The sequence below is a fragment of the Fibrella forsythiae genome, from assembly GCF_017353175.1.
GTDB lineage: Bacteria > Bacteroidota > Bacteroidia > Cytophagales > Spirosomataceae > Fibrella > Fibrella forsythiae.
The window spans coordinates 984,027-1,005,256 of record NZ_JAFMYW010000002.1; the positions used below are offsets into that span (position 1 = coordinate 984,027).

Annotated in this window: 20 protein-coding genes; 4 read left to right on the top strand and 16 right to left on the bottom strand. The window is 53.4% G+C overall.

The window, feature by feature from the left end:
- Positions 1-80 precede the first annotated feature (80 nt).
- Entirely contained in the window at positions 81-650 is a 570-nt protein-coding gene (locus J2I46_RS10105; RefSeq protein WP_229379674.1) for an RBBP9/YdeN family alpha/beta hydrolase, read from the top strand.
- A gap of 6 nt (positions 651-656) precedes the next feature.
- On the opposite strand, the gene J2I46_RS10110 is transcribed toward J2I46_RS10105, so the two are convergent.
- Positions 657-1,292, bottom strand: a complete 636-nt coding sequence (locus tag J2I46_RS10110) for a DNA-3-methyladenine glycosylase (RefSeq protein ID WP_207329161.1) — start codon at positions 1,290-1,292, stop codon at positions 657-659.
- 108 nt (positions 1,293-1,400) lie between these two features.
- On the opposite strand from J2I46_RS10110, the gene J2I46_RS10115 reads away from it, so the two are divergent.
- Positions 1,401-1,781 (top strand): hypothetical protein, encoded by a 381-nt coding sequence (locus tag J2I46_RS10115; RefSeq protein ID WP_207328879.1) that lies wholly within the window; start codon positions 1,401-1,403, stop codon positions 1,779-1,781.
- A gap of 72 nt (positions 1,782-1,853) precedes the next feature.
- Here the strand turns inward: J2I46_RS10115 and J2I46_RS10120 are convergent, their stop codons facing one another.
- Together J2I46_RS10120 and pdxA are read right to left on the bottom strand one after the other, a co-directional pair.
- Positions 1,854-2,744: a YicC/YloC family endoribonuclease gene (locus J2I46_RS10120; protein ID WP_207328880.1), complete on the bottom strand. Its 891-nt coding sequence runs from the start codon at positions 2,742-2,744 to the stop codon at positions 1,854-1,856.
- 108 nt (positions 2,745-2,852) lie between these two features.
- Positions 2,853-4,658: a 4-hydroxythreonine-4-phosphate dehydrogenase PdxA gene (pdxA, locus tag J2I46_RS10125; protein ID WP_207328881.1), complete on the bottom strand. Its 1,806-nt coding sequence runs from the start codon at positions 4,656-4,658 to the stop codon at positions 2,853-2,855.
- Positions 4,659-4,810: 152 nt separating this feature from the next.
- Between pdxA and J2I46_RS10130 the strand changes: the two genes are divergently transcribed.
- Positions 4,811-5,761, top strand: a complete 951-nt coding sequence (locus tag J2I46_RS10130) for a 2-hydroxyacid dehydrogenase (protein WP_207328882.1) — start codon at positions 4,811-4,813, stop codon at positions 5,759-5,761.
- A gap of 54 nt (positions 5,762-5,815) precedes the next feature.
- Here J2I46_RS10130 and J2I46_RS10135 read toward each other — a convergent pair whose 3' ends face one another.
- From J2I46_RS10135 to glgX, 4 genes are all read right to left on the bottom strand, one after another.
- Positions 5,816-6,217, bottom strand: a complete 402-nt coding sequence (locus J2I46_RS10135) for a DUF423 domain-containing protein (RefSeq protein ID WP_207328883.1) — start codon at positions 6,215-6,217, stop codon at positions 5,816-5,818.
- 95 nt (positions 6,218-6,312) lie between these two features.
- Complete coding sequence (locus tag J2I46_RS10140; protein WP_207328884.1) at positions 6,313-7,866, bottom strand: SGBP N-terminal domain-containing protein; 1,554 nt, start codon at positions 7,864-7,866, stop codon at positions 6,313-6,315.
- A 293-nt stretch (positions 7,867-8,159) separates the two neighbouring features.
- The gene (locus J2I46_RS10145; RefSeq protein ID WP_207328885.1) at positions 8,160-8,417 is read right to left on the bottom strand and encodes a hypothetical protein; all 258 of its coding nucleotides are present in this window, start codon (positions 8,415-8,417) and stop codon (positions 8,160-8,162) included.
- A gap of 85 nt (positions 8,418-8,502) precedes the next feature.
- Positions 8,503-10,608 (bottom strand): glycogen debranching protein GlgX, encoded by a 2,106-nt coding sequence (gene glgX, locus J2I46_RS10150; protein ID WP_207328886.1) that lies wholly within the window; start codon positions 10,606-10,608, stop codon positions 8,503-8,505.
- A 143-nt stretch (positions 10,609-10,751) separates the two neighbouring features.
- Here glgX and J2I46_RS10155 point away from each other — a divergent pair, with 143 nt between their 5' ends.
- The gene (locus tag J2I46_RS10155; protein WP_207328887.1) at positions 10,752-11,795 is read left to right on the top strand and encodes an isoaspartyl peptidase/L-asparaginase family protein; all 1,044 of its coding nucleotides are present in this window, start codon (positions 10,752-10,754) and stop codon (positions 11,793-11,795) included.
- A gap of 271 nt (positions 11,796-12,066) precedes the next feature.
- On the opposite strand, the gene J2I46_RS10160 is transcribed toward J2I46_RS10155, so the two are convergent.
- The 9 genes from J2I46_RS10160 to J2I46_RS10200 form a co-directional block, all read right to left on the bottom strand.
- Entirely contained in the window at positions 12,067-13,164 is a 1,098-nt protein-coding gene (locus tag J2I46_RS10160; RefSeq protein WP_229379675.1) for a mevalonate kinase family protein, read from the bottom strand.
- A 63-nt stretch (positions 13,165-13,227) separates the two neighbouring features.
- Positions 13,228-14,607, bottom strand: a complete 1,380-nt coding sequence (locus J2I46_RS10165; RefSeq protein ID WP_207328888.1) for a Gfo/Idh/MocA family protein — start codon at positions 14,605-14,607, stop codon at positions 13,228-13,230.
- Positions 14,608-14,782: 175 nt separating this feature from the next.
- Positions 14,783-15,238 carry a ferritin-like domain-containing protein gene (locus J2I46_RS10170; RefSeq protein WP_207328889.1) on the bottom strand — a complete coding sequence of 152 codons (456 nt, stop codon included), beginning with the start codon at positions 15,236-15,238 and terminating at the stop codon, positions 14,783-14,785.
- Between the two features lie 79 nt (positions 15,239-15,317).
- Positions 15,318-15,659: a DUF3140 domain-containing protein gene (locus J2I46_RS10175; RefSeq protein WP_207328890.1), complete on the bottom strand. Its 342-nt coding sequence runs from the start codon at positions 15,657-15,659 to the stop codon at positions 15,318-15,320.
- Between the two features lie 8 nt (positions 15,660-15,667).
- On the bottom strand, positions 15,668-16,366 hold the full coding sequence (locus tag J2I46_RS10180; protein ID WP_510186067.1) for a YiaD family glycine zipper/OmpA-like lipoprotein: 699 nt from the start codon (positions 16,364-16,366) through the stop codon (positions 15,668-15,670).
- A gap of 232 nt (positions 16,367-16,598) precedes the next feature.
- Positions 16,599-17,357, bottom strand: coding sequence for a response regulator (locus tag J2I46_RS10185; protein WP_207328892.1), 759 nt, complete (start codon positions 17,355-17,357; stop codon positions 16,599-16,601).
- Between the two features lie 72 nt (positions 17,358-17,429).
- A complete protein-coding gene (locus tag J2I46_RS10190) occupies positions 17,430-18,143 on the bottom strand; it encodes a sensor histidine kinase (RefSeq protein ID WP_207328893.1) in 714 nt (237 codons plus the stop codon).
- A gap of 148 nt (positions 18,144-18,291) precedes the next feature.
- Positions 18,292-20,286, bottom strand: coding sequence for a tetratricopeptide repeat protein (locus tag J2I46_RS10195; RefSeq protein ID WP_207328894.1), 1,995 nt, complete (start codon positions 20,284-20,286; stop codon positions 18,292-18,294).
- A gap of 160 nt (positions 20,287-20,446) precedes the next feature.
- On the bottom strand, positions 20,447-21,199 hold the full coding sequence (locus J2I46_RS10200) for a DeoR/GlpR family DNA-binding transcription regulator (protein ID WP_207328895.1): 753 nt from the start codon (positions 21,197-21,199) through the stop codon (positions 20,447-20,449).
- Between the last annotated feature and the right edge of the window lie 31 nt (positions 21,200-21,230).

A 21,230-nucleotide genomic window follows, 5' to 3' on the forward strand; every position in this document is an offset into this window, starting at 1 on the left:
GTAGCCCGTATGATAAGGAACGTGTGTGGCCCATGTAAAAAGCAATTTAGTTGCCTGACCAAGGTAGAATGCCTTTCTTTATGCGCCTGCTAAGCCAGGAATTAGTAGCTATGGATTTTTCGTCGAGAGTACTCATTTTGCCGGGCCTGGGCAATTCGGGCGAGCAGCACTGGCAAAGCAGCTGGGAACGCCAGCACCCGTCTTTTCAGCGCGTTGAACAAACCAACTGGGAAACACCCGTCTGTGCCGACTGGATCAAACAGGTTGACCGGGCCGTGATGGCAGGCAATCCGACTGATGTTATTCTGGTTGGTCATAGTCTGGCCTGCATTACCATTGCCTACTGGGCACAAACCTACCAGCGCTCAATCAAAGGCGCGTTGCTGGTTGCACCCAGTGATACCGAAGCCGCGAGCTATCCGCCCGGCACAACGGGATTCACGCCTGTGCCACTCGTGCAACTGCCTTTCCCATCGATTGTAGTGGCCAGTTCATCCGATTTTTACGTGAGCCTGGAACGGGCCAGACAATTCGCTGAAGCATGGGGCAGCCGTTTCGAGGAAATCGGCGATGCCGGGCACATTAACGTGGCAAGCGGCTACGGTGAATGGCCACGGGGGTTAGCGTGGTTAAAAGAACTGGACAGGTGAGTTGATTTATTTTTTGCTTACGTACCGGTTACCTTTCACGTAGTAGCGATAGGGGAGGTCAACGCCCTGTGTAATGCCAATCCGGGTGGTTGTTACCATCTCGAAGTCTTTTAGCACAGGTGGTCGAATGAAAACGGAGCCCGTGACCAATGACGAGAAATTCTGTTCCGTCCGGCTGATACCCAGTGAGATGACCAGTTTACCGGGGCCATTACAGAGATTGCGAAACCCCTCCGACGTACCTGGATCAATGGTATTATTGCGGTACCGCTCAAAACCGGTTTTAAACGCTTCATTCCGCCGTATGGCCATCAGTTCGATGCCCTCGGTGGGTTGAAGCGCCCGAATCAAAACTGCCTCGCCGATACCTTCCGGCCCCGTAACCACGTTGATGCAATTGTAGTGGTTGTAGATCTGATACACATACAACGTACCTGCAGAACCAAACATGGCGGCGTTGCGCGGCGTTGGCCGACGATAGGCATGACAGGCCGGGTCGCCGGTGATATAGCCTTCCGTCTCAACGATTATACCCGCCGTTGTTCCCTCCGGCGACTCATGCACCAGTTCGCAACCGAGTAGTAACTGCGAAAGCGTAAGCGTATCGTGCTGCTCGTAAAAATCGAGCGGGAGCTTATTCATATTCAGTTCTTTCACAGAATGACAGGATTAAAGTGGTTTTGTTTCGTTATGATCCCGTAAGGAACGATAATCGCTCCTGTATGGTCTTTCTCTAACCCAACATACACCATGAAGCCTACCTTGTTTTACTTGTTTGCCGGCCTGCTGAACACGGCCCTGCTTTCTTGTCAGGCGCAGCAAACGCAACCATCGTCATTTACCGATACAGATGGCGTACTTATCGTTTCAGTCTACTCGCGGGGGGCGTACCAGTATATTCTGGCGGTGCCGGATGCCGACGCGAAAACTCGTTTCTACCCGGTAAATCTGGCCGACAGCCTAAAACAGGCAGCATTAAAAACCGACCCGGCTACGCCCCTTCAGGTGCGTTTCTCGGGTCGGTTGACGGGTAAGAACGAAGTGATCAAGCGAATCACGGCGAACGATGCGGGCGAAGCCGCCGGCGAGATTCCACAGGTGACGTTATCGGCCATCAGCGTCAGGAAGTGAGGCGAACGACCTGATGCTCTGGATAAACTGTTGATGAAATTTCATCAAATAGTAAGGTGAGTATAACGTGTATTAAATCACGTTCATCGTTTGCTCCTTAATCTTCTCCAATTCGTCTTTCATCTGAACAACGAACCGCTGAATGGTGGCGTCATTGGCTTTTGACCCGATGGTGTTGATCTCACGACCAATTTCCTGAGCGATAAAATTAAGCTTCTTGCCATTCGCTTCTTCTGTGGCGAGCACTTCCATGAAATAAGCCAGATGGTTTTTCAGGCGCACTTTCTCTTCCGAAATGTCGAATTTTTCAACGAAGTAGACCAACTCCTGCTCGAAACGGTTTCGGTCGAAATCTTCGCTGCCAATCAGGTCGGTCAGGTTGGTGCGCATGCGTTCACGAACGGCGGGAATGCGCGTAACATCCTGAACCTCAATATCGGCCAGCCGATCCGTGATGGTCTGGATATACTCCCGGAATTTACCTTCTAGCGAGGCACCTTCCTGCTGACGGAACTCGTTGCACCGGCGAATTGCCTCGCTGATCGCCTCCTGAATGGCCGCCCAGTCTTCCTGTGCGTTATCCGTATGGCTGCTCGTCTCGCTCAGGTAGGCGTTTGGCATACCCAGCGCCAGCCGGAACACCTCATCATGCGAGAGGCTCAGGTACGTTGCACTGGCGGCTTCGGTCAGGTCTTTTACATAAGCAGTTACCAGCGGGCGGTTCACCGTTACCGTGGGCCGGAGATCTGTGGTGCGGTTAATGTTGAGGTTGAATTCTACCTTGCCGCGTTCGAGTTGCTGGGTGAGGATATTCCGTACTTCGATTTCGCGATCGGAGAATCCGCGCGGTAAGCGGCAGAAAATATCTAAAAACTTAGAATTCAGGGTTTTAACCTCTGCGGTTGCTGATAAGCCACTGGCTTCGACGGTCGCAGTACCAAAACCGGTCATTGATTTGAGCATGAGAAGGGAAGTTTACTGTTCACTGTCTGTTTTTTTCAGCTGCTCTGCTCAGGGATGTTATCGCTCCGCAGCAGGGCAACTGAAAACAACAGACAGTGAACAGTAAACTTATTTTTTAAGAGCGTTTGCTTCTAATTCCTGGTATTCTTTACGGCGGCGGGCTACGTCGCAGGCGGTGTAGATGGCCTGAACCATCGAAGTTTCGTCGGCAAGGCCTTTACCTGCAATGTCGTAGGCGGTACCGTGATCGGGCGAGGTACGCACGGCGGGCAGGCCAGCGGTGAAATTGACGCCTTCTTCAAAAGCGATCGATTTGAACGGAATCAGACCCTGATCGTGGTACATGGCCAATACGGCGTCGTATTTTTTGTACGAGCGGGTGCCAAAGAAACCATCGGCGGGGAAGGGGCCATAGACGAGTTGCCCTTTCTGCCGTAATTCGTTGATGAGCGGCGTGATGATGTCATTTTCCTCATTACCCAGTAAGCCCCGTTCGCCAGCGTGTGGATTGAGACCCAATACCGCAATTTTGGGGCGACGGATGCCAAAATCCTGTTTCAATGATTTGGTCATCATCTCCAGCTTCTGCGCAATTGCTCCCTTATGGATACCCTGTTTCACTTTACTGATGGGTACGTGGCCGGTAACGACGCCAACTTTCAGGATGTCGCTGACCATAAACATCAGATCGTCGGGAACACCAAAGGCATTGGCGAGGTATTCGGTATGGCCGGGAAACGAAAAAGCTTCCGACTGGATATTGTGCTTGTTGATGGGAGCCGTTACCAGCCCGTGGATCTTACCCGCTTTCAGGTCTTCCACGGCCCGGTTCAGGCAGGCAAACGCAGCAAGTCCGGCTTCGGGCGTTACTTTGCCGGGTTGAATATCCGTGGCGGGCTGGGGCGGAAGGGGCGTTTCTCCTTCGGCTACGGGCGGGCTCGGAATCGTGTCGCTGAAACAGGTGATGACGTTGGTCATCTTATGGCTGGCCTGTTCCACAGTTTGAATGCCGTTCAGATTCCAGTCTTTCAGATTCAGCAGGTTCCGGTACCGGTTCAACACCCGCATCGACCCGTAGATGACAGGCGTACAGATTTTCTGTAACTGATTGTATTGCAGTGCTTTTAAAATGACTTCAGGGCCAACGCCGTTGAAGTCGCCGAGCGAAATGCCAATAATAAGCCGTTCCTGCTGGCTGGCTTCTGACAGGGGCGTACGCTCACTGCGGCCCGACTGGCTACCATCGTCTTCGAAGACAGACGCACCGGCAAACCGGTCTACAGCCATAGGCTCATAACGCTCCTGCCGCTCGGGCCGGGGGCGTTCGGGAATGACCTCATCGGCCCGGTCGTAGACACTGCGCTCGCGCTCGGGGCGTACGTTACGGTCAGAGCCACCGCGCTCCATACGATCACCAGCACTACGTTCGGGGCGTTCAGACCGGTTGCGTTCCTGGCTCCGGTCGGGCCTGTTGCGTTCCTGCGGGGTACGTTCCTGATTGTCGCGGTTACGATCGGTACCGGGCTGCCGTTGCTGGTCGCGGGGGGGGCGGCCTTCGCGTTCCTGACGTACCTGTTGAGCTGCACCTGCTTGACCCTGAGCGTGACGTTCGTTCTGTAGCGGCCGATTGAACTGAGGCTGGTCGCTGGTGGGGCGAATTTCAGTAACCGGTTTATCCTTCGACACGCCAGCGATCAAATCAACATCGATGACGCCAACGGCCTGGTCATCGATTGGCGAATCGCTGGTTTCGGTCGACTGCTCACCGCGGGGCGAGCCGCTACGGTCTTTGTCGCGTCCCCGATTACGGTTACGGTTGCGGTTCCTATTCCGATTCCGATCCGACTGACCGCCGGGGCGATTTTCAGCCGAGCGTTCGTTCGGATTATTGGTGTTGTTAGGTTGTTGTTCCATTGACCTTACAGAGGTGGCTTGTGTTATCCAGGTCAGCTACCCCCTGAGGATGTAATCAGCTTTTGACCTTCTTTCGCCTTTTTTGAGCCGCTGGATTGGTAATTGCTGACTGATTCTTGATAATTGCCGTTGCAAGTTACAAACTTCCCTACATGTCAACGACCCAAGCGGCTATTCTGATTGCCGATGAAATGCATCCTTCCCTCTTCGCCATGCTCGACGAAGCGGGTTTTACGTATGATTACCAGCCTACCATTGATCGGAAAGCCTTACTGACAACTATTGCGCCTTTTGAAGGGCTTATAATTCGTAGTAAAACAGTCATCGATGCGGAGATGTTCAACGCCGCTCCGGCACTGCGCTATATTGGCCGCGCCGGTGCCGGTCTCGACCTGATCGATACAGACGAAGCCGTTGCCCGTGGCGTTCGGATTTTCCATGCGGGCGAGGGCAACCGCGACGCCGTTGCCGAACACGTGGTTGGCATGTTGCTGGCGCTGTTTATTAATTTACTCCGTGCTGATCGGCAGGTACGTCAGGGCATCTGGGACCGGGAAGGCAATCGGGGTATCGAGCTGATGGGAAAGACCGTTGGGCTGTTTGGCTACGGCAATAATGGCCGCGCTACGGCTCGTCGGCTAAGTGGATTTGGCTGCCGGGTAATTACGTTCGACAAATATCGGACAAACTACGGTGACCAGTTTGCCGAGCAGGTAACCGTTGAGCAAATCATGGCAGAGGCCGATGTGTTGAGCCTGCATGTTCCCCTGACCGAGTATACCCGTCACTGGATCGATGACGCCTTTGTGGCCGGGATGGCAAAGCCGTTTTTCCTGATTAATGCATCGCGCGGTGAAGTTGTCTCGCTCGATGCCGTTGTAGCAGGATTACAATCCGGGAAAATACAGGGAGCGTGCCTGGATGTGCTGGAAAATGAAAAACTAAAAACCCTGACGCCCACCCAACAAGCCACGTTCAACTACCTCCGCCAAGCCGATCAGGTGATTCTGACTCCTCACATTGCCGGCTGGACACACGAAAGCTATGTCAGGATCAATCAAGTGTTGGTCAGGCAGTTGAAGGAGTTAAGAGTGAAGAGTTAAGAGTTACGCTGCTAAGGTTACCATACAAGGCCTTAGCAGCGCAACTCTTCACTCTTAACTTTTTACGCTCCAGAACAGCAACGCCCAACCAGCCAGAAAGAACAGGCCGCCGATGGGCGTAACGGCTCCGAGCCAGTTGATACCCAACAGGCAAAGGACGTAAAGTGAGCCAGAGAAGATCAACGTACCTGCCACGAAACTCCAGGCCGACCAGTTCAGCGTCTTCAGTGCCGCCGGGTTGTTGGCCAGTAGCTGCGTAATGATGCCCACCAGTACCAACGCCAGGGCGTGGTAGAACTGGTATTTTACAGCCGTTTCAAACGTGTCCATCCGGCCAGCCGCCTCCAGTTTAGCGCGAAGACCGTGGGCACCAAACGCGCCAATGCCAACGCTTAAAAAACCGAGTACGCTTCCCAGTTGTATGACCCAGCGGGCCTGTGCAATCAAATTTTCCATAGAGTCTGAATCGTAAAGACCCTGCGAAGGTACGGCCTATTACGGCTCACCTCCACAGGGCCAATACGGATTCGTGTACCTCCGGGTGCCTGTCGCTATTTCACGGTAAGTTTCAGGATACGGTTGGTGCCGGCTCCCCATTCGCCCACGTACAGCGCGCCGCTGTTGTCGATACTGAGGCCATAGGGGGCGTTCAGGCCCGAGATCAGGGTCTGCGAGGTCTGACTGCGGGGGTCGAACACCCGTATTTTGCCGTTGCCGCGATCGGTAACATACACCAGTCCGCTGTTGTCGACCACCACGTTGGCGGGTAGGTTGAGGCGCACTGCACTGGCGTTGCCATCTGCGTTGCCTGCCGTGCCGTTGCCAAACAGTGTGTTAACCGTTCCGGCATTATAATCAATTACCCGCACCGCGTGGTTGCCCTCATCGGCTACGTAGAGCAGATTGTTTTTCAGGAAGATGCCCACCACGCCGTTGAAACGGGCGTTGGTGCTGCTTACCTGCCCCGCATTAAAGCCCCGACTACCTGCGGCCCCAACTGTAGAGGCGCCAGAGACCATACCATTGCTGCGGTTGGTGCGAACGATGGTTGAGTTGCCAAAGCAGGCCATGTAGTAGATTCCATTGGTTGGAAAACTAGCCGACGCGCTTTGCGACACCACTGCCACCGACGTTGGCGCGTTGTAAATAGCGTCGTTAGCCTGCACCGGTGTCCAGTAGGCGAGGGTTGAAAGGGTGTATGCGTAAATACCCTTGGCCTCATTGGTAACGATGAGGTATTTGTCAGTACTGCCGCCCAGGCCCGTTTTCAGGATGTTGATGCCAGTCAGCGACGCGTGCTTTACACCAGATGGATCGTTCAATGTGACAACCGACGTGGTGCCGTTGGTCTTGATCGTAATCACCGCGCTGTTGGTACGGTCAGACGCATAAACGGTGCCATCGTCGGGGTCGACGGCGGTACTTTGAAAGGCCCGGCCCGACGCGCTGTAGAGGGTCGTGTTGGTGCCAACCTGATATTGGTAGGAAAAGGCCGACGCTGAGGTAGCCTGTTTGCCTCCCACAGCCACCACCAGGTTACCCGAACCGGCCCGTTCGGGAATCTGCACCGTGATCTGGTCAGCGCGCGAGGCCGTGATTGGAGCGTTCAGTCCGTTGATGGTAACCTTGTTGTCGGTGGATACGTTGCTGAACCCCGCCCCGTTGATGACCACCGTTGTGCCCGCCCCGCCCGAGGTTGGCGCAAAACTCACGATACTGATGCCCTGAATCGAGACCGAGACGGTGTAGGTCTGGATGGTACCGTCTTCTGCTTTCACCGTGTAGGTAACGGGGCTGCTGAAGTTCTGAGCCACTCCCGAAGCCGGTGAAACCGACGCTCCCGCCGGTAGTACAATTGTGGGCACCAAGGCCGTCAGGTTGGTACCTACCGGCACCGTAGCCGAGATGGTATTCCCGCTAATGGTGGCATTTATAGCCGGGCTTAACCCATTGAAGGCAAAGGCTGTGATGCTGTTGTCGCTGCTTTTGGGAAGAGCGGGGTCTGTTGTTTTTTTGCAACCCGTAGGCAACGTACCCAGGAGCAGGCCAACGATCAGCAACAGAACGGTTTGGCTGATCGTTGGCAGTTTAAGAAATGAGTTCATGGTATGGCGATTGGCGGAAAGCCTATTAGATGTTGGCTCAAAAGTCGCCCAATGCCGTTCCCACTACAATACCCAAAATGTGGGATGCCGCCGTGCAGAACATGACAAGTCTGGTTAGGAGCGGTCAACGTCTGTTGCCCCGGTTTTCGGTTCCGGCGCACGATCATCGAGAAATCGTAGTATATCGCTTAGGGGGTTCTTCAGCGGCCAGCGAGCGGATAAGGGGCAAGCACCGTCAATGAGTTGCCATCGACAGCGACCGAACTTGCCGGTATTCGCTGAACCCTGTCCGGTCATACAGCGGTAACAGGCCGGTCAGCCTGAGTTGATGCGTAGTGCTGGAAAAAGCCTGATCGGGCCTGGGTATATACCTGCCGGTTTTTCAGCCTGTTGCCGCTGATGGCAAGTTGCAACTGGTGCTGCGGGCGATCGATCGAGACGTACCCGCACCTGACTGGCCCCGGTGTAGCGTAGCGGACTGCGTTGATGAGCGCCTTCTTCCCCTTATTCTCGTCGCATTCCCCAAATGGGTGATCCGTGCTGGCCAGCACAGGTCAACGATAATGAAATCAAAAGCGGGTTAGCCCGGAGAACGTACCCAGGCTAACCCGCTTCTAGTCAGTTAATTACTGTATGTTATACCATCCGTAGCAGCACCGATGAGCGGGCTGGCACGTTGAAAGGCGTTTTTACGTTAATGCGGCGACCCGATTCAATTTGGCCGGTTGTTGTATCAACCACCACCTCGTAATGCGTCCGTGATTTATGCGGGGCGGGCAGGCTGAACGGAAGATCTTCCCAATAGCTGTTCAGCACCCAGAGTAGCTTGCTGGCACCTTCTTCGGTTTCGTTGCTATGCTGGCCGGTCTCATCCTGCTCACCCACGCGCGCGCCATCGATCCAGAGGGCAAGGCAATGTGTGTCGGGGTTCGCGTAATCGTCGGGCTGGAACGGCGATCCGTCGGGACGAAGCCAGTCGATCTGTTCGATTTCGTAAAATTTGCGGCGGCTCAACAGCGGGTATTTCTGGCGAAGAGCGGTCAGCTGCGACGTGAAGTCGAACAGGGCCTGTTGTTTTTCGTCCCAGTTCCAGTTGAACCAGCTAATCTCGCTATCCTGATTGTAACCGTTGTTGTTGCCATGCTGGGTACGTCCGTATTCGTCGCCCATCATAAACATCGGCGCGCCCTGGCTGAGTAATAGCGTCGTCAGGAAGTTCCGTTTCTGCTGCTCGCGCGCCTGGTTGATGTCTGGATCGTCGGTGGGGCCTTCGGCGCCCATGTTCCAGCTTTCGTTGTTGCTTTCGCCGTCGTTGTTATCCTCGCCGTTGGCTTCGTTGTGCTTCTCGTTGTAGCTCACCAGGTCATTGAGCGTGAAACCATCGTGGGCAATAATGAAGTTGACGCTATTGCCTGGGCCACGGCCATCGGCATACAGATCAGGGCTTCCGAGCACGCGGAGAGTCATTTCGTGGGCCTGACCTTTGTCGCCTTTCCAGTATTTCCGCACGCAGTCACGATACTTGCCGTTCCATTCCGACCAGCGCACCGGGAACTGACCAACATCGTAGGAGCCAATATCCCAGGGTTCCGCAATCAATTTTATCTGGCTCAGCGTAGGGTCCTGATTGACCGTGTCGAGGAATGACGACACGTTGTCGTCCAGCTCACGGAGTAGCGCCGAAGCCAGGTCGAAACGGAAACCGTCGATATGCATCTCCTGTACCCAGTAGCGCAGGCTGTCCATCACCACGCGTAGCGTTTGCGAGTGCGTCAGATTAAAGGTGTTGCCCGTACCGGTGTGGTTCATGTAGAACTGCGGCTGCTCGGGTACGGTGTGGTAATATACTTTGTTATCAATGCCTTTGAACGAGATGGTAGGCCCCATTTCATTGCCCTCGGCCGTATGGTTATAAACTACGTCGAGAATTACTTCGATGCCCGCTTCGTGCAGATTCTTCACCATCTGCTTGAATTCAGCTACTACGTTATCCGATGAAGCGTAGCCATTGTGTGGCGCAAAGAAACCGATGCTGTTGTAGCCCCAGTAGCTTTCGTTGGAGAACTGATGAACGGGTAGCAATTCTACCGCCGTGACACCTAATCTCTTGAAATAATCGATTGCCTCGGGTGTGCCCAGACCAGCATACGTACCCCGGATAGAACCGTCGATGGTTGGGTGCTGGTAAGTGAAGCCCTTTACGTGCATTTCGTAAATCACCGATTTGTGCATCGGTGTGCGGGGTGCTTTGTCGTCGCCCCAATCGAACGCTGCCGAGTCGATAACCACACTTTTGGGCGCCACTTTACCGCTGTCGACGTCGCTCATTTCCATGAACCGGTCGTCGGCCTCGCTCTCAAAATTATAGCCCAGGGGCTCGGTGCTGCCGCCAACCGTGCCGTGCACTTCGCGGGCATAGGGGTCGAGCAGCAGTTTGTTGGCGTTAAAATAATGGCCCTCTTCGGGTGCATACGGACCATCAACGCGGTAACCATACAGTTGGCCGGGTTTGATGCCTTCGAGGTAAATGTGCCAGACGTTTTCGGTCTTTTCGGTTAGCTCGATCCGGTGGGTTTCTTTTTCGCCGCGTTTCGACGAAAAAAGGCAAAGCGATACGCCTGTAGCGTTTTCGCTGTAAATAGAAAAGTTTACGCCCTGCTCATCAACAGAGGCTCCCAGCGGATAAGGCTGGCCCGGTCGCGACGGTATGGTGGCCGTTGAAACGTTCGGAGAAGTTGTCATATTCGTTGAAGTACGTGGTATAGAGTACCATAGAATAAACCTGAATCAGTGAAAAATGTTAGGTCTTCTCCGTAGTCGGCTGAGTATGTTAGAATTGGGTATGTAATGAGCAAGAAACTGAAGAATCTGCTATCTTGCCACTCATGACTTCACGACGGACTTTTCTACGGGCGAGTGCACTGCTGTTGCCGCCATTACTCACCAATCGGGCCCTGGCTGGCTCTAACCAGGTACTTGCTTCTAAACCGGTGGTTGTATCAACCTGGGATAGTGGTGTCATTTCCAACAAAGCTGCCTGGCCGGTATTGCACCGCGGCGGTCGTGCGCTTGATGCGGTTGAGGCAGCGGGCGTCGCCATCGAAAATGATATCAACTGCTGCGTTGGCCTGGGCGGCAATCCCGATCGCGACGGCTTCGTGACGCTCGACGCCTGTATCATGGATGAAAAAGCCAACTGCGGGTCGGTTGCCTTTCTGGAACGGATCAAACACCCGGTGTCGGTAGCCCGGAAAGTCATGGAAAACTCGCCGCATGTGATGCTGGTTGGTTCGGGAGCGCAGCAGTTTGCGCTGGCCAATGGCTTTACACTTGAGTCAGGTACGTTGTCGCCGGATGCGGAGAAGACCTACCGCGAGTGGCTGAAAAAGTCAGAGTACAAGCCAGTCATCAATATTGAAAACCAGAAGCCCGTTCGTGGCACGAAAGGCCACGGCCCGTTTGCGCCATCATTTTTCGACGATGGCACACCGAATCACGATACAATGGGAACAATAGCGCTCGACGCTGCCGGTAATCTCTCGGGAATGTGCACCACAAGCGGCATGGCCTTCAAGCTGCGCGGCCGCCTCGGCGATTCGCCACTGATTGGCGCCGGTCTGTTTGTCGACGGTGACATTGGGGCAGTAACCTGCTCGGGTCAGGGCGAAGAGGTGATCCGGATGGCTGGGTCACACACCGTAGTTGAATTGATGCGGCAGGGCCTTACACCCGCCGAAGCCTGTAAACGGGCGATTGAACGCATCGTCAAGCGCGACCCCGAAAAGGCCAAAACATTCCAGGTGGGCTTCATTGCCCTCAACAAAGCCGGCGACGTTGGTGCCTACGCCGTTCAGCCCGGTTTCAGCTACACCCTGACCAACGCCGAACAAAACGGCGTCCTGATCAAATCATTGAGTTATTTCAAATAGGGGAGAAAAGGGAGGAGGGGGGAAAGGGAAGAAGGGGTGAGAGGAACGTTGTCGCTTGCCTGTGGCGAGTGACCCTTATTGATAGGGCCTCCGGCCCGTTCGATCCACTCTACGAACTATGAGCAAAAGCCCTTCAGTTGGCTACTAACGGGCCATAGGCCCTATAGATACAGGTCACTCGCCATAGGCAAGCGACAACGAACCAGGTACGTTTCTTAGTAACTGATCAACCAGTTATCCAATCAAATCAACTAGTCAACCAATCAGCTAATTAACCAATCCTCCACGTTCCCTGATCCACCTCGATCAGGTATGCCCGGCCTCCAGCTCGTTCTATGGCTTCGGCCACTGATGCTGGATGCTCAGGTGCGTAGGCAAACATGCAGCCGCCACCGCCCGAGCCGTTGATCTTGGCACCATAAGCCCCCGCAGCCAATGCTGCGTTGATCATCCGGTCGATTTTTGGAGTTGAAATGCGTTTCGCGTCGCGAAGGTTGTTTTGGTGAAACGTCAGTAGGTTGCCAAACTGCTGGTGATCAATGATGGGCTGACGAAGCAGCATCAACGCGTCGCGCAGTATATCCCGGTCGGAAAGATTACCGTGAACCAACGTTTTCTCGTCGGGCGTGAGTAGGTGAACGTACCTGGCTAGCCCATCGATCGGTAATTTTTCCAGTGAAAACGACGGGTCGAATGCCCGCATCTTATCCATCGCGGCCAGCATGCCGCATTTCACGTATCTCAGCAAGCCGATGGTGTCTTTCGGCTCGCCCGAATCGCCTAACACAAACGTGCCCAATGCCGGCGTAAACGGTTCGACCTTGATCTGAGGAACCGATTCCAGGTAGATAACGCCACCCAGTGCAGTGGAGTAATGATCCATCATACCGCCGGGATCGCCAAATTCGAGCACCTCGGCCACGTAGGCGAATTCGGCGAGTTGTGCCGGCGAAAACGTTCGTGGCGTATCGGCCAGTTGGCTCAGGATGTTCAGCCAGCTGATCAGTAACGCCGATGAGCTCGACGTACCTGCGTTTATCGGAATGTTGCCTGATACTTCGCCGCTGATACCTTCCGAAAAACGCAACCCTTCACGGTGCAGCACGTTTAGTGCACTGCTGAAATAGTCACGGTCGTGTAGGTACGTTAGCGGAAACTGACTGATGTCGAACGTGATTTCCTGCTTAAGGTCGGGCAGTTGCAGACGTACCTGCGGCGGGCCACTCCGATGGGCGCTTACGCTGACACGCCGGGAAATTGCCGCCGCAATAACGGGCAGGCCAAGGTAATCCTGATGTTCGCCGAAAAGGCAGATGCGACCAGGCGTTGAGGCAGTTAACGGGTTTGTAGTCATTATGCTTCGCGGCATAAATGGTCGTTACGTGGTCATTGGATAGCCGCTGACTAATGACCACGTAACGACATTGCTTTTTTAGTACGCGTCGGTCAGGCCGAAGATGGGTTGGTTGGTTTTCCATTTGCCCCGGGTGAAATCGGGAATTTCAATGGGTTTGCTGCCTTTTGCAATACTCTGTTCCGACAGCGGGCTAATGGCACTCCAGGCAGCGGCGTCATATACGTCGATGGGCGGGGCGGTCTGGTTCTTGATGGCCTCTACGAATGCCCGGAACACAAAAAAATCGATACCACCGTGCCCCGCTTTTTCGGCGCTGGCGGCGTGCCGCTTCCAGAGGGGATGATCGTATTTCTCCTGGTATTCCTTGAAAGGCTCAAACACGTGCGGTTTGGCCGAAACGCCTTCCAGGTAGATCACATCGCCGTCGTCCATCCAGACGCCCTGCGTCCCCTGCGCCCGGAAACCCAGCGAATAGGGGCGGGGTGAATTGGTATCGTGAATGATGACAATGTTTTCGCCATTAGCGCACTCGATCATCGTCGTCACCACGTCGCCCAGCTTAAAGTTTACCTTGGCGTTGGGGTGATTGGCTCCGCCTTTGTCAACCACGTATTTGTGGAGCCCGCGCGATTTGGTGGCCATTGAGGTCAGGTACAGAAACTGGTTCCCCCGGTTAATATTCAACCAGTGCGCTACCGGGCCCAGACCGTGAGTGGGATACAGATCACCGTTCCGGTCAACGGAGTGTTGGGTGCGCCAGCGAGCTTCCGACATGGCATTCGGTCCAAACTCAACACCGCCGCCATACACTTGTTTACCATTGTTGAATTTCACCTCGCGCAGATCGTGCTGATAGCCGCAATGGGCGTATGTCAGCTCGCCGAACATACCTTGCCGAACCATATTAAGCACAGCCAGTACATCGCGGCGGTAGCAGACATTTTCGAGGATCATGCAGTGTGCCCCCGTTTTCTCGTACGCGTTGACTAGATCCCAGGATTCCTTAAGAGTTACCGTTGCCGATACTTCTACGCCGGCATATTTTCCGGCCAGCATCGTTGCCACTGCCATCGGTACGTGCCATTCCCAGGGCGTAGCAATGACAACCCCGTCAATGTCATCGCGCTTCAGCATCTCTCTGAACGCCTCATCTCCTTTCGAGTAGGTTGGTGGCAGGGGGCGGCCTGCTTTCTGAAGCAGTGCGTTGGCCTTGCCTAACGAGACTGGATCAATATCACATAGTGCCGTTATCTGCACGTCGGGGCGGTAAATAGCCTGTTCCAGATGGCCTCGGCCGCGTTCGCCCAGACCAATGAAAGCAAGGCGTACTTTTTCGAGAGGTGCCTTTGTGTCTGTCTGTGCATAAACGGGCTGGGTCAGCACGGAAGGGAAGAGAGGTAGGGCGGCCGTACCAAGAGCCGTTGTGCGAAGAAAAGAGCGTCGGGACGAATGCATGTATCAGGGGAATTGGGTAATTGGTTGATCAGTTAGGTGGTTAGCTTATTAATCGATCAAACCAGTCAACTAGTTAACCAGCCTGCCACTCAACCGATGCCCAAAGTAGAACAAATACCCCTAAAACAAAAAAGCCTGCACTCAATGAGCGCAGGCTTTCCGATCCCACCATTCACTACACTACCAAAGCCAAGCGTCCCATTGTTTCATGGGCCGACTCGACTTTACTCTTCTGGTTAAGCAGCAACTCACGGGTACTAGCCGCAATGTCAGTCTGCTCCAACACATCTTTATAATCGTTCAGTGCTTCTGAGTCGCCGCGCTGGCACTCTTCGGCTACTGCTTTATCTGTACTATTTGATACCGCCGACTTGATGTTTATCCAGGCACGGTGCAGGTCTGAGGCCAGACTGGTTCCGTTGTCTGGATCGCCACCCAAGGCGCGAATCTCACGGTCGAGTTCAGTAGCGAACTCAGCACGCTGGCGCGACTGGGCCAGGAACAGGCTTTTCAGTTCGGCATCCTTCACGCTTTCGGCTGCTTCCTGATAGCCTTTTTCGGCATCGTGGCTGCTGGTCAAAAGCTTATTGAGCTGGTCGAGGATTTCACCCCGTGTTTCCTTAACATTCATAACGTTGTTGAGTTAAAATAAGTAATGTACTGGTACTGAAATTAATGTGTTGAGTAAATCAGAAAGCGATTTCGCGCTTTTACTTCTGCGGGTCGTGCCCCCAGTTCTTGAGCGAGTAAAGCCAGTTACTACCGGCTACTTCGGCTGGTTTTTGGGCCGAATGGCGCCGAACGTAGCTGATTACTTTCTGCATGTGTGCATACTCATCGTCGGTCAGTTCGGCCTGTTTCTTGGCCAGAATGGCAATGATCTTCTTGCCAGATTCGTGACCAATTGATTCACTGTTGCCCTCTTTTTTCTGACCGACAGCTTTTGATTCGTCGGTCTCAAGCCATTTCTCCAGAGAAGAAGCTGACATGTTCACGACTTCATTGAATTCGTGCCTAACTGTTTTCTTCTCGTTGTCGTCTAGCATAGCCATAGCCTCTGTTAATCGATGTTACCATTTTTGGCGTCGCGCTGCATCTTATCATTAGCAAATACGGCAATATCGACCCTTCGGTTTTTTGCGCGACCAGCTTCTGTGCTATTATCGGCAATAGGTTGCGATTCTCCGTAGCCTTTCTCCGTTAAACGGCCCCCTTTTACGCCAACCGATTTCAAATAGCTTGATACCGCGTCGGCGCGCTGATTTGATAGGCGAAGGTTCAGATCGTCGGAGCCAGTAGCATCGGCGTGTCCTTCAATGATCAGGTTTGTATCCGGATATTTTTCCAGCGTCTGAGCAAAATCAGACAGTTGACGTTTTGTGGCTTCCTGTAAATCTGACTTGCCAACGGCAAACAGAATGTCGGAGTTAAACGTAATTTTTATACCCTCGCCAACTCGTTCTACGGTGGCGTTTGGCAGGTCTTTTTTCAGGTCTTCAGCCTGTTTGTCCATCTTCCGGCCAATTACAGCACCAGCCGCACCACCAACCGTGGCGCCCAGAATAGCACCCAAGACAGTGTTACCTGATTTGCGGCCAATTACACCACCAGCCACTGCCCCGGCACCAACGCCGATAGCAGCGCCCCGCTGTGTTTTGTTTGTATTGTTCTTGACAGATTTACAACTCATCAGCGCGTCGCTGGAGGTCAGGCCGGCAGCCAGGAGCAAGGCGACGAAGCCCTTGCTATTCATTTTCATACTAGTCATAACGTGTGAGTGAAATTGATTCGGCTACACATGGCCAAAAGCTGTACCAGCTATGTGTTTGTGCCTGATAAATAACTTGTTATGAAGTATACCGGCTGACTGTCAATAAGTTGCTGAACCGCTTATTGAGGCACTGGTAAACAAGATAGCCATGCGGATATGGATGCAGTATAGCACCTATTCGCCACTTTGTGGAATTAATTCTACGTAGTAAGTGGGATAATTAAGTTGACTGATGCAGGCTCTGTAGAAACTGATCCTTATAGTGTCGTCCCAGCGGCACGAGGCGTTCGGCCACTCTGATCTCGTTTTCGTCGAATGTATCAACGAGCGATGTATTTACGGCGTAGGACCGATGCACCCGAACCACCTTTGGGTAATCAAGTTTGTCGAGCACAGTGGTCAAAGGCATTCGCAGTGAATACTTCTTGGTTGCCGTCAGGAAGGTAGTGTAGATGTCTTCGGCAACCAGCACATGAATATCGCTTAGATTAACCTTTACAAACTGATAGCCCTGCCGAATGAATATGTGCTGATCGCTCTTCAGGATCATTTCCCGGGCGCTGACCATGGGTTCTACGGCCGGTGTGGCCGGAGGAGGGCTTGCCGACGTTGGTCTGGTGCCGTTATTGAGCGCAATTTCAATGGCCAGGCGCAGATTCATGATGTCGTACGGCTTGGTCAGGTAGGCGGCCGGAAACGTTTGCTTGGCGCGAGAAACGGTATCGGAGTCGGAGTAGGCGGTCAGGTAGATAACAGGTACGTTCCTGATGGCATTGATGCGGCGTGCCGTCTCAATACCGTCAAATTCCCCTTTGATCGTGATGTCGCAGAGGAGCAGATCCACCTGGTTGTGCTGAAAAAGGTCAATCGCCTTCAGGCCGTTGTTAGCAATACCTACCACGCGATACCCTTCTGCTTCGAGATGGTCGCAGAGGGTCATTGCTAAAATTGCTTCGTCTTCAACAACTAGTAAGTTCATGTTTTTCAGGGATCAGTTATCCGTTGCTTCACTGAGGTACGTTGCGCATGTTCATTACTAATTGACCATTGATCATTTAGCAATATGCAATCGAAAGTGCATGCCCAGACCAGGTTGCATAGAGCAGGCTCCTCCTATTTGTTCACTTAAGCCTTCGATCAATCGTTGGGGAAGTGCCACACCCGCCCGCGACCAGCGTGGGCCCTGGTTTTCCAGCGATGGCCCTTGGTCGGTAACTTCAAGCAGTAGCCCATCGCGCTGCGAGAGGCTGACGGTGAGCATTGGCTGCTTTGGCGCGGCATGCAACGCCGCATCGGCAACCAGTTCGTGGAGAATAAGGCCGACGGGCAAAGCCATGTCGGCACTTAATTCATCTGTATCCAGCAACAACGTCAGGTCAGTGGCATCGGTGAGTGTCAGGGTTTGATAAAGCCGTTGCACATACTGCCGCAGGTTGACGGCTGTAGGCGCACTGCCCTGATAAAGCCGCTGTTGTAGCAGCGCCACCGACCTGACCCGGCTCAGGCTTTGCTGCAGCGGGTGCCGGGCCGAATGGTCAATAACCTGGGCCAGCTGCAACTCCATCAGCCCGATCACAACGGCCAGATTGGTATTTACCCGGTGGCTCAGTTCCCGACGTAATGCCTGTAGATCATCTTCCTGCTGGTGCACCGCCTGCCTGACCTGCCTGAGCCGATATACGAGTAGCCCACATGCCAGCGCAAGGCTACCAAGAACGACGAGCGCCAGCCAGAGGTATGTGGGAGTGATAAACGTTGGCACCATGTATTCGCGGACCAATTATGGGTAGCCAACTACGAAATTGATTGGTCACCCTGAAATTGATTCTCTAAAATGCTGATAAAGTAGGTAAGGTGCAGGGTAATGTCGGTGAACTACATTGGAGTAGAGGCCGATGAGTACTTTTTGTTGGTTAATTCATCTGAAATAGGTGTGTTGGAATGTGTAATGTGAAGCATGTCCCCTGTCTGACGTCAACATCCATCGATGCCCCGATCTGATCGCTGAGGCTGTGGATTAGCCGTCGGCCAAATGATGTGTTGCGGCCTAACGTCTGCTCGGTTTTCCATTCATTTAGGTTCAAGCCCGGTCCGTTGTCGGCGAGCAGCAGGTTCAGGCCATCTTTGTGCCAGATCCGAACCGTGAGCCTGGGGGCTGATTTGGCATTGGGGAAGGCGTACTTAAACGCGTTGGTTAGTAACTCATTCAAGATCAGGCCAAGCGGAATGGCAATATCAACATCAACATCGGCCACTTCAATTGATACTTTTCGCTCCAGTTGATTGGGGGTATAGCCGTAGGCAGCCATCAGTGAGTCAATGAGGCTGTGCGTATAATCGGTCAGGTTAATTTGGGTGGTGGTGTCGGTTTGGTACAGGCGCTGGTGAATGAGCGACATCGCCTGTATCCGCTGCTGACTTTCCACAAAAGCCTGCCGGATGGGAGCGTCGCCAAGGCGGTTGGCCTGCAGTTCGAGCAGCCCCGATACCACCGCGAGGTTATTCTTGACCCGGTGGTGCAGTTCGCGCATCAGCAGTTTCATCTGCTCAGACTGGGTCTGAATTTTGGCCCGGCTGTGACGTACACGGCGATACAGCAGCAACAGTAAACCAGATAGCAGGCAAAACAGGCAGGCGCCGATGCTGAGCCAAAGCACCTGCAGGCTCTGACGACTGTTTTCCGCGCCAAGCTGTCTGATCTTCTGCTGGTTCGAGGCACTGGCGTACCGGCTTCGTAATTCCTCTTTATCTAATTCGGCTCTGGCGCTCATCCGCGACAGGTCGCGCGTTTTATCCGCGTCGATTCGAGCCAGATCGCCTTCATGCTGAAGCAGTAGCCGGGCTTTCGTCTCAGCCAGTAATCGGTCTTTCTGGGCGGTAACTTCGGCTAGCTGCCGGGTACGTTCATTGTCGTACTGGGCCTGAAGCGCCAGAATCTGCCTGGCCTTATCGACCCGCATGAGCGAATCTTCAATTAGCTTTTGCTCTTTCAGCATGTCCAGCGCCTGTTTATAATCGCCCAGGTCGCTGTAGGTTTCGTAGGTTACAGACAGCGTGTTGAACAGCCGGTGCGGATCACCAATCTGGCGGGCGTATTCAATAGCTTTCTGCGCATTTTTTGCCGACTCGGGCAGGTTTTTCTGAAGCCGGTAGGCTTTGGCCAGGTTGCGCCGATTGTGCTCAAGGCTGGTCAGCTGATTGATGCTGGTGTTGATAACCAGCGCTTTACTAATGAGGCTGATTGATTGGTCGTACTTCTTGTCGTTGATCAGGAGCTGGCCCAGATTACCGTACAGAATGGCCAGCGTGCTCAGGTCTTTCCGGCTAAGATTAGCCTGAATCGGTTCCAGTAACTCGATGGCCGCCTGGTAGTTTTGACGGGCCTTCTCAAACTGCTCAAGATCGCGCTGGATAATGGCCATCGTGTTTTGAGCGTTGGCGATGTTACCCGGTGAGCTACGGTAGGTTTTAAACAGTGAGTACGCTTTTTCGGCGTATCCGAGGGCCTGTTCCCAGATGGCTGTCACCCGTTGCGAATCGCCCATTCGCTTGTAGGTGAGGGCCATGTTCTGATAAATAGAGCCAATAGCATCGTGATCGGTCAGACGTTCGCCGTGGGGTAGTGCCTGTTGGAATAGCGAAACCGCTTCGGCGTAGTTACCCCGATCTCGCTCAACAATGCCCAGTGTCATCAGGCTTTGGGCCAGATCGGCGTCTCTTCTTGTTTTCCTGGCCAGTTGATGAAGCTGCGTTGCGTAATAGAGCGAAGAGTCGGGGAGCCTGTACCGCACTGCCTGCCATTGTGTGTAAAGCCGGTTTCGGAGCAATGAATCGGGCTGTGCCCGGCCATTCATTGCCGAACTGCCATCAAGCCAGATAAATACGGTTATGAAAAGGTAAGCAGGCATTGATGACGGTTAGGCTGGTAAGCGAAGAGCTAATCTACAGCATAACTAACCAAATGATATTGCTTCATAATTAGAAATCGGTAACATCTATTAGCCAGCGGTCGACTAATCGATTATTCGTTGAAGAAAGGTGGCTACTAACATACTGGTAACTGCTAACTCATTGGATTATATGTATACCGCTGTTTTTATATTGGTTTACAACCTCGGGCGGGGCGTCTTTGTCCGTGATCAATGTCTGAGCCAGTGTGAGCGGAGCGAAGTGTAAGTATTTATCCTGCTCAAATTTCGACGAATCGCACAGCAGGTACACGTACCTGGCCTGGCTGGCCATGGTCAAAGCCGTGCTCGCTTCTTTCTCGCTACCAGCGCTCAACCCGTTGGCCACGGAGATCCCGTCAACACCAATAAAAGCGCGGTGGGCGCGGTATCGGCGAATGTGTTCTTCGGCAATGAGCCCATGAACGGCCTGGCGTTGCATGTCGATCTCGCCACCCACCAGATTAATGGTTACGGAAGAGTTCATCAGTTCAGCTACAATGGGTAATGAATTGGTGATGATCTGAATGCGCTTATGACGGATATAGGGGCACATGCGAAAAACGGTGCTACCACAATCCAGAAAAACGGTTTCGCCTTCCTGAATTTCCTGCGCAGCCAACTGGCAGATCTGATCTTTCTGTTCGGCCCGGCTGGCCGCTTTATGCTCGAAACGGAATGGCTGTTTGGCCAGATCGACCCGCATGGCTCCACCATGTGTCCGGTACACAAGACCCTCAGCGGCAAGCTGTGATAGATCGCGGCGAATAGTCATCTCAGACGTTTGCACGTGAAGGGCCAACTCGCGCACATCAACAGATTCCTGTTGCTCTACCAACTGAAGAATTAATCGCTTCCGGCTTTGATAATTCATAACTCCTTAATTTATTTGTACAAAAATGAAC

What these genes read in the sequence shown, in the direction of transcription:
- J2I46_RS10175 (WP_207328890.1), bottom strand. Translation starts at nt 15,659, where the DNA reads ATGGCTATGCTAGACGACAACGAGAAGAAAACAGTTAGGCACGAATTC.
- J2I46_RS10110 (WP_207329161.1), bottom strand. Translation starts at nt 1,292, where the DNA reads ATGAATAAGCTCCCGCTCGATTTTTACGAGCAGCACGATACGCTTACG.
- J2I46_RS10170 (WP_207328889.1), bottom strand. Translation starts at nt 15,238, where the DNA reads ATGAATGTTAAGGAAACACGGGGTGAAATCCTCGACCAGCTCAATAAG.
- J2I46_RS10115 (WP_207328879.1), top strand. Translation starts at nt 1,401, where the DNA reads ATGAAGCCTACCTTGTTTTACTTGTTTGCCGGCCTGCTGAACACGGCC.
- J2I46_RS10130 (WP_207328882.1), top strand. Translation starts at nt 4,811, where the DNA reads ATGTCAACGACCCAAGCGGCTATTCTGATTGCCGATGAAATGCATCCT.
- J2I46_RS10165 (WP_207328888.1), bottom strand. Translation starts at nt 14,607, where the DNA reads ATGCATTCGTCCCGACGCTCTTTTCTTCGCACAACGGCTCTTGGTACG.
- J2I46_RS10140 (WP_207328884.1), bottom strand. Translation starts at nt 7,866, where the DNA reads ATGAACTCATTTCTTAAACTGCCAACGATCAGCCAAACCGTTCTGTTG.
- J2I46_RS10185 (WP_207328892.1), bottom strand. Translation starts at nt 17,357, where the DNA reads ATGAACTTACTAGTTGTTGAAGACGAAGCAATTTTAGCAATGACCCTC.
- glgX (WP_207328886.1), bottom strand. Translation starts at nt 10,608, where the DNA reads ATGACAACTTCTCCGAACGTTTCAACGGCCACCATACCGTCGCGACCG.
- J2I46_RS10135 (WP_207328883.1), bottom strand. Translation starts at nt 6,217, where the DNA reads ATGGAAAATTTGATTGCACAGGCCCGCTGGGTCATACAACTGGGAAGC.
- J2I46_RS10160 (WP_229379675.1), bottom strand. Translation starts at nt 13,164, where the DNA reads ATGCCGCGAAGCATAATGACTACAAACCCGTTAACTGCCTCAACGCCT.
- J2I46_RS10120 (WP_207328880.1), bottom strand. Translation starts at nt 2,744, where the DNA reads ATGCTCAAATCAATGACCGGTTTTGGTACTGCGACCGTCGAAGCCAGT.
- J2I46_RS10195 (WP_207328894.1), bottom strand. Translation starts at nt 20,286, where the DNA reads ATGCCTGCTTACCTTTTCATAACCGTATTTATCTGGCTTGATGGCAGT.
- J2I46_RS10155 (WP_207328887.1), top strand. Translation starts at nt 10,752, where the DNA reads ATGACTTCACGACGGACTTTTCTACGGGCGAGTGCACTGCTGTTGCCG.
- pdxA (WP_207328881.1), bottom strand. Translation starts at nt 4,658, where the DNA reads ATGGAACAACAACCTAACAACACCAATAATCCGAACGAACGCTCGGCT.
- J2I46_RS10190 (WP_207328893.1), bottom strand. Translation starts at nt 18,143, where the DNA reads ATGGTGCCAACGTTTATCACTCCCACATACCTCTGGCTGGCGCTCGTC.
- J2I46_RS10105 (WP_229379674.1), top strand. Translation starts at nt 81, where the DNA reads ATGCGCCTGCTAAGCCAGGAATTAGTAGCTATGGATTTTTCGTCGAGA.
- J2I46_RS10180 (WP_510186067.1), bottom strand. Translation starts at nt 16,366, where the DNA reads ATGAAAATGAATAGCAAGGGCTTCGTCGCCTTGCTCCTGGCTGCCGGC.
- J2I46_RS10200 (WP_207328895.1), bottom strand. Translation starts at nt 21,199, where the DNA reads ATGAATTATCAAAGCCGGAAGCGATTAATTCTTCAGTTGGTAGAGCAA.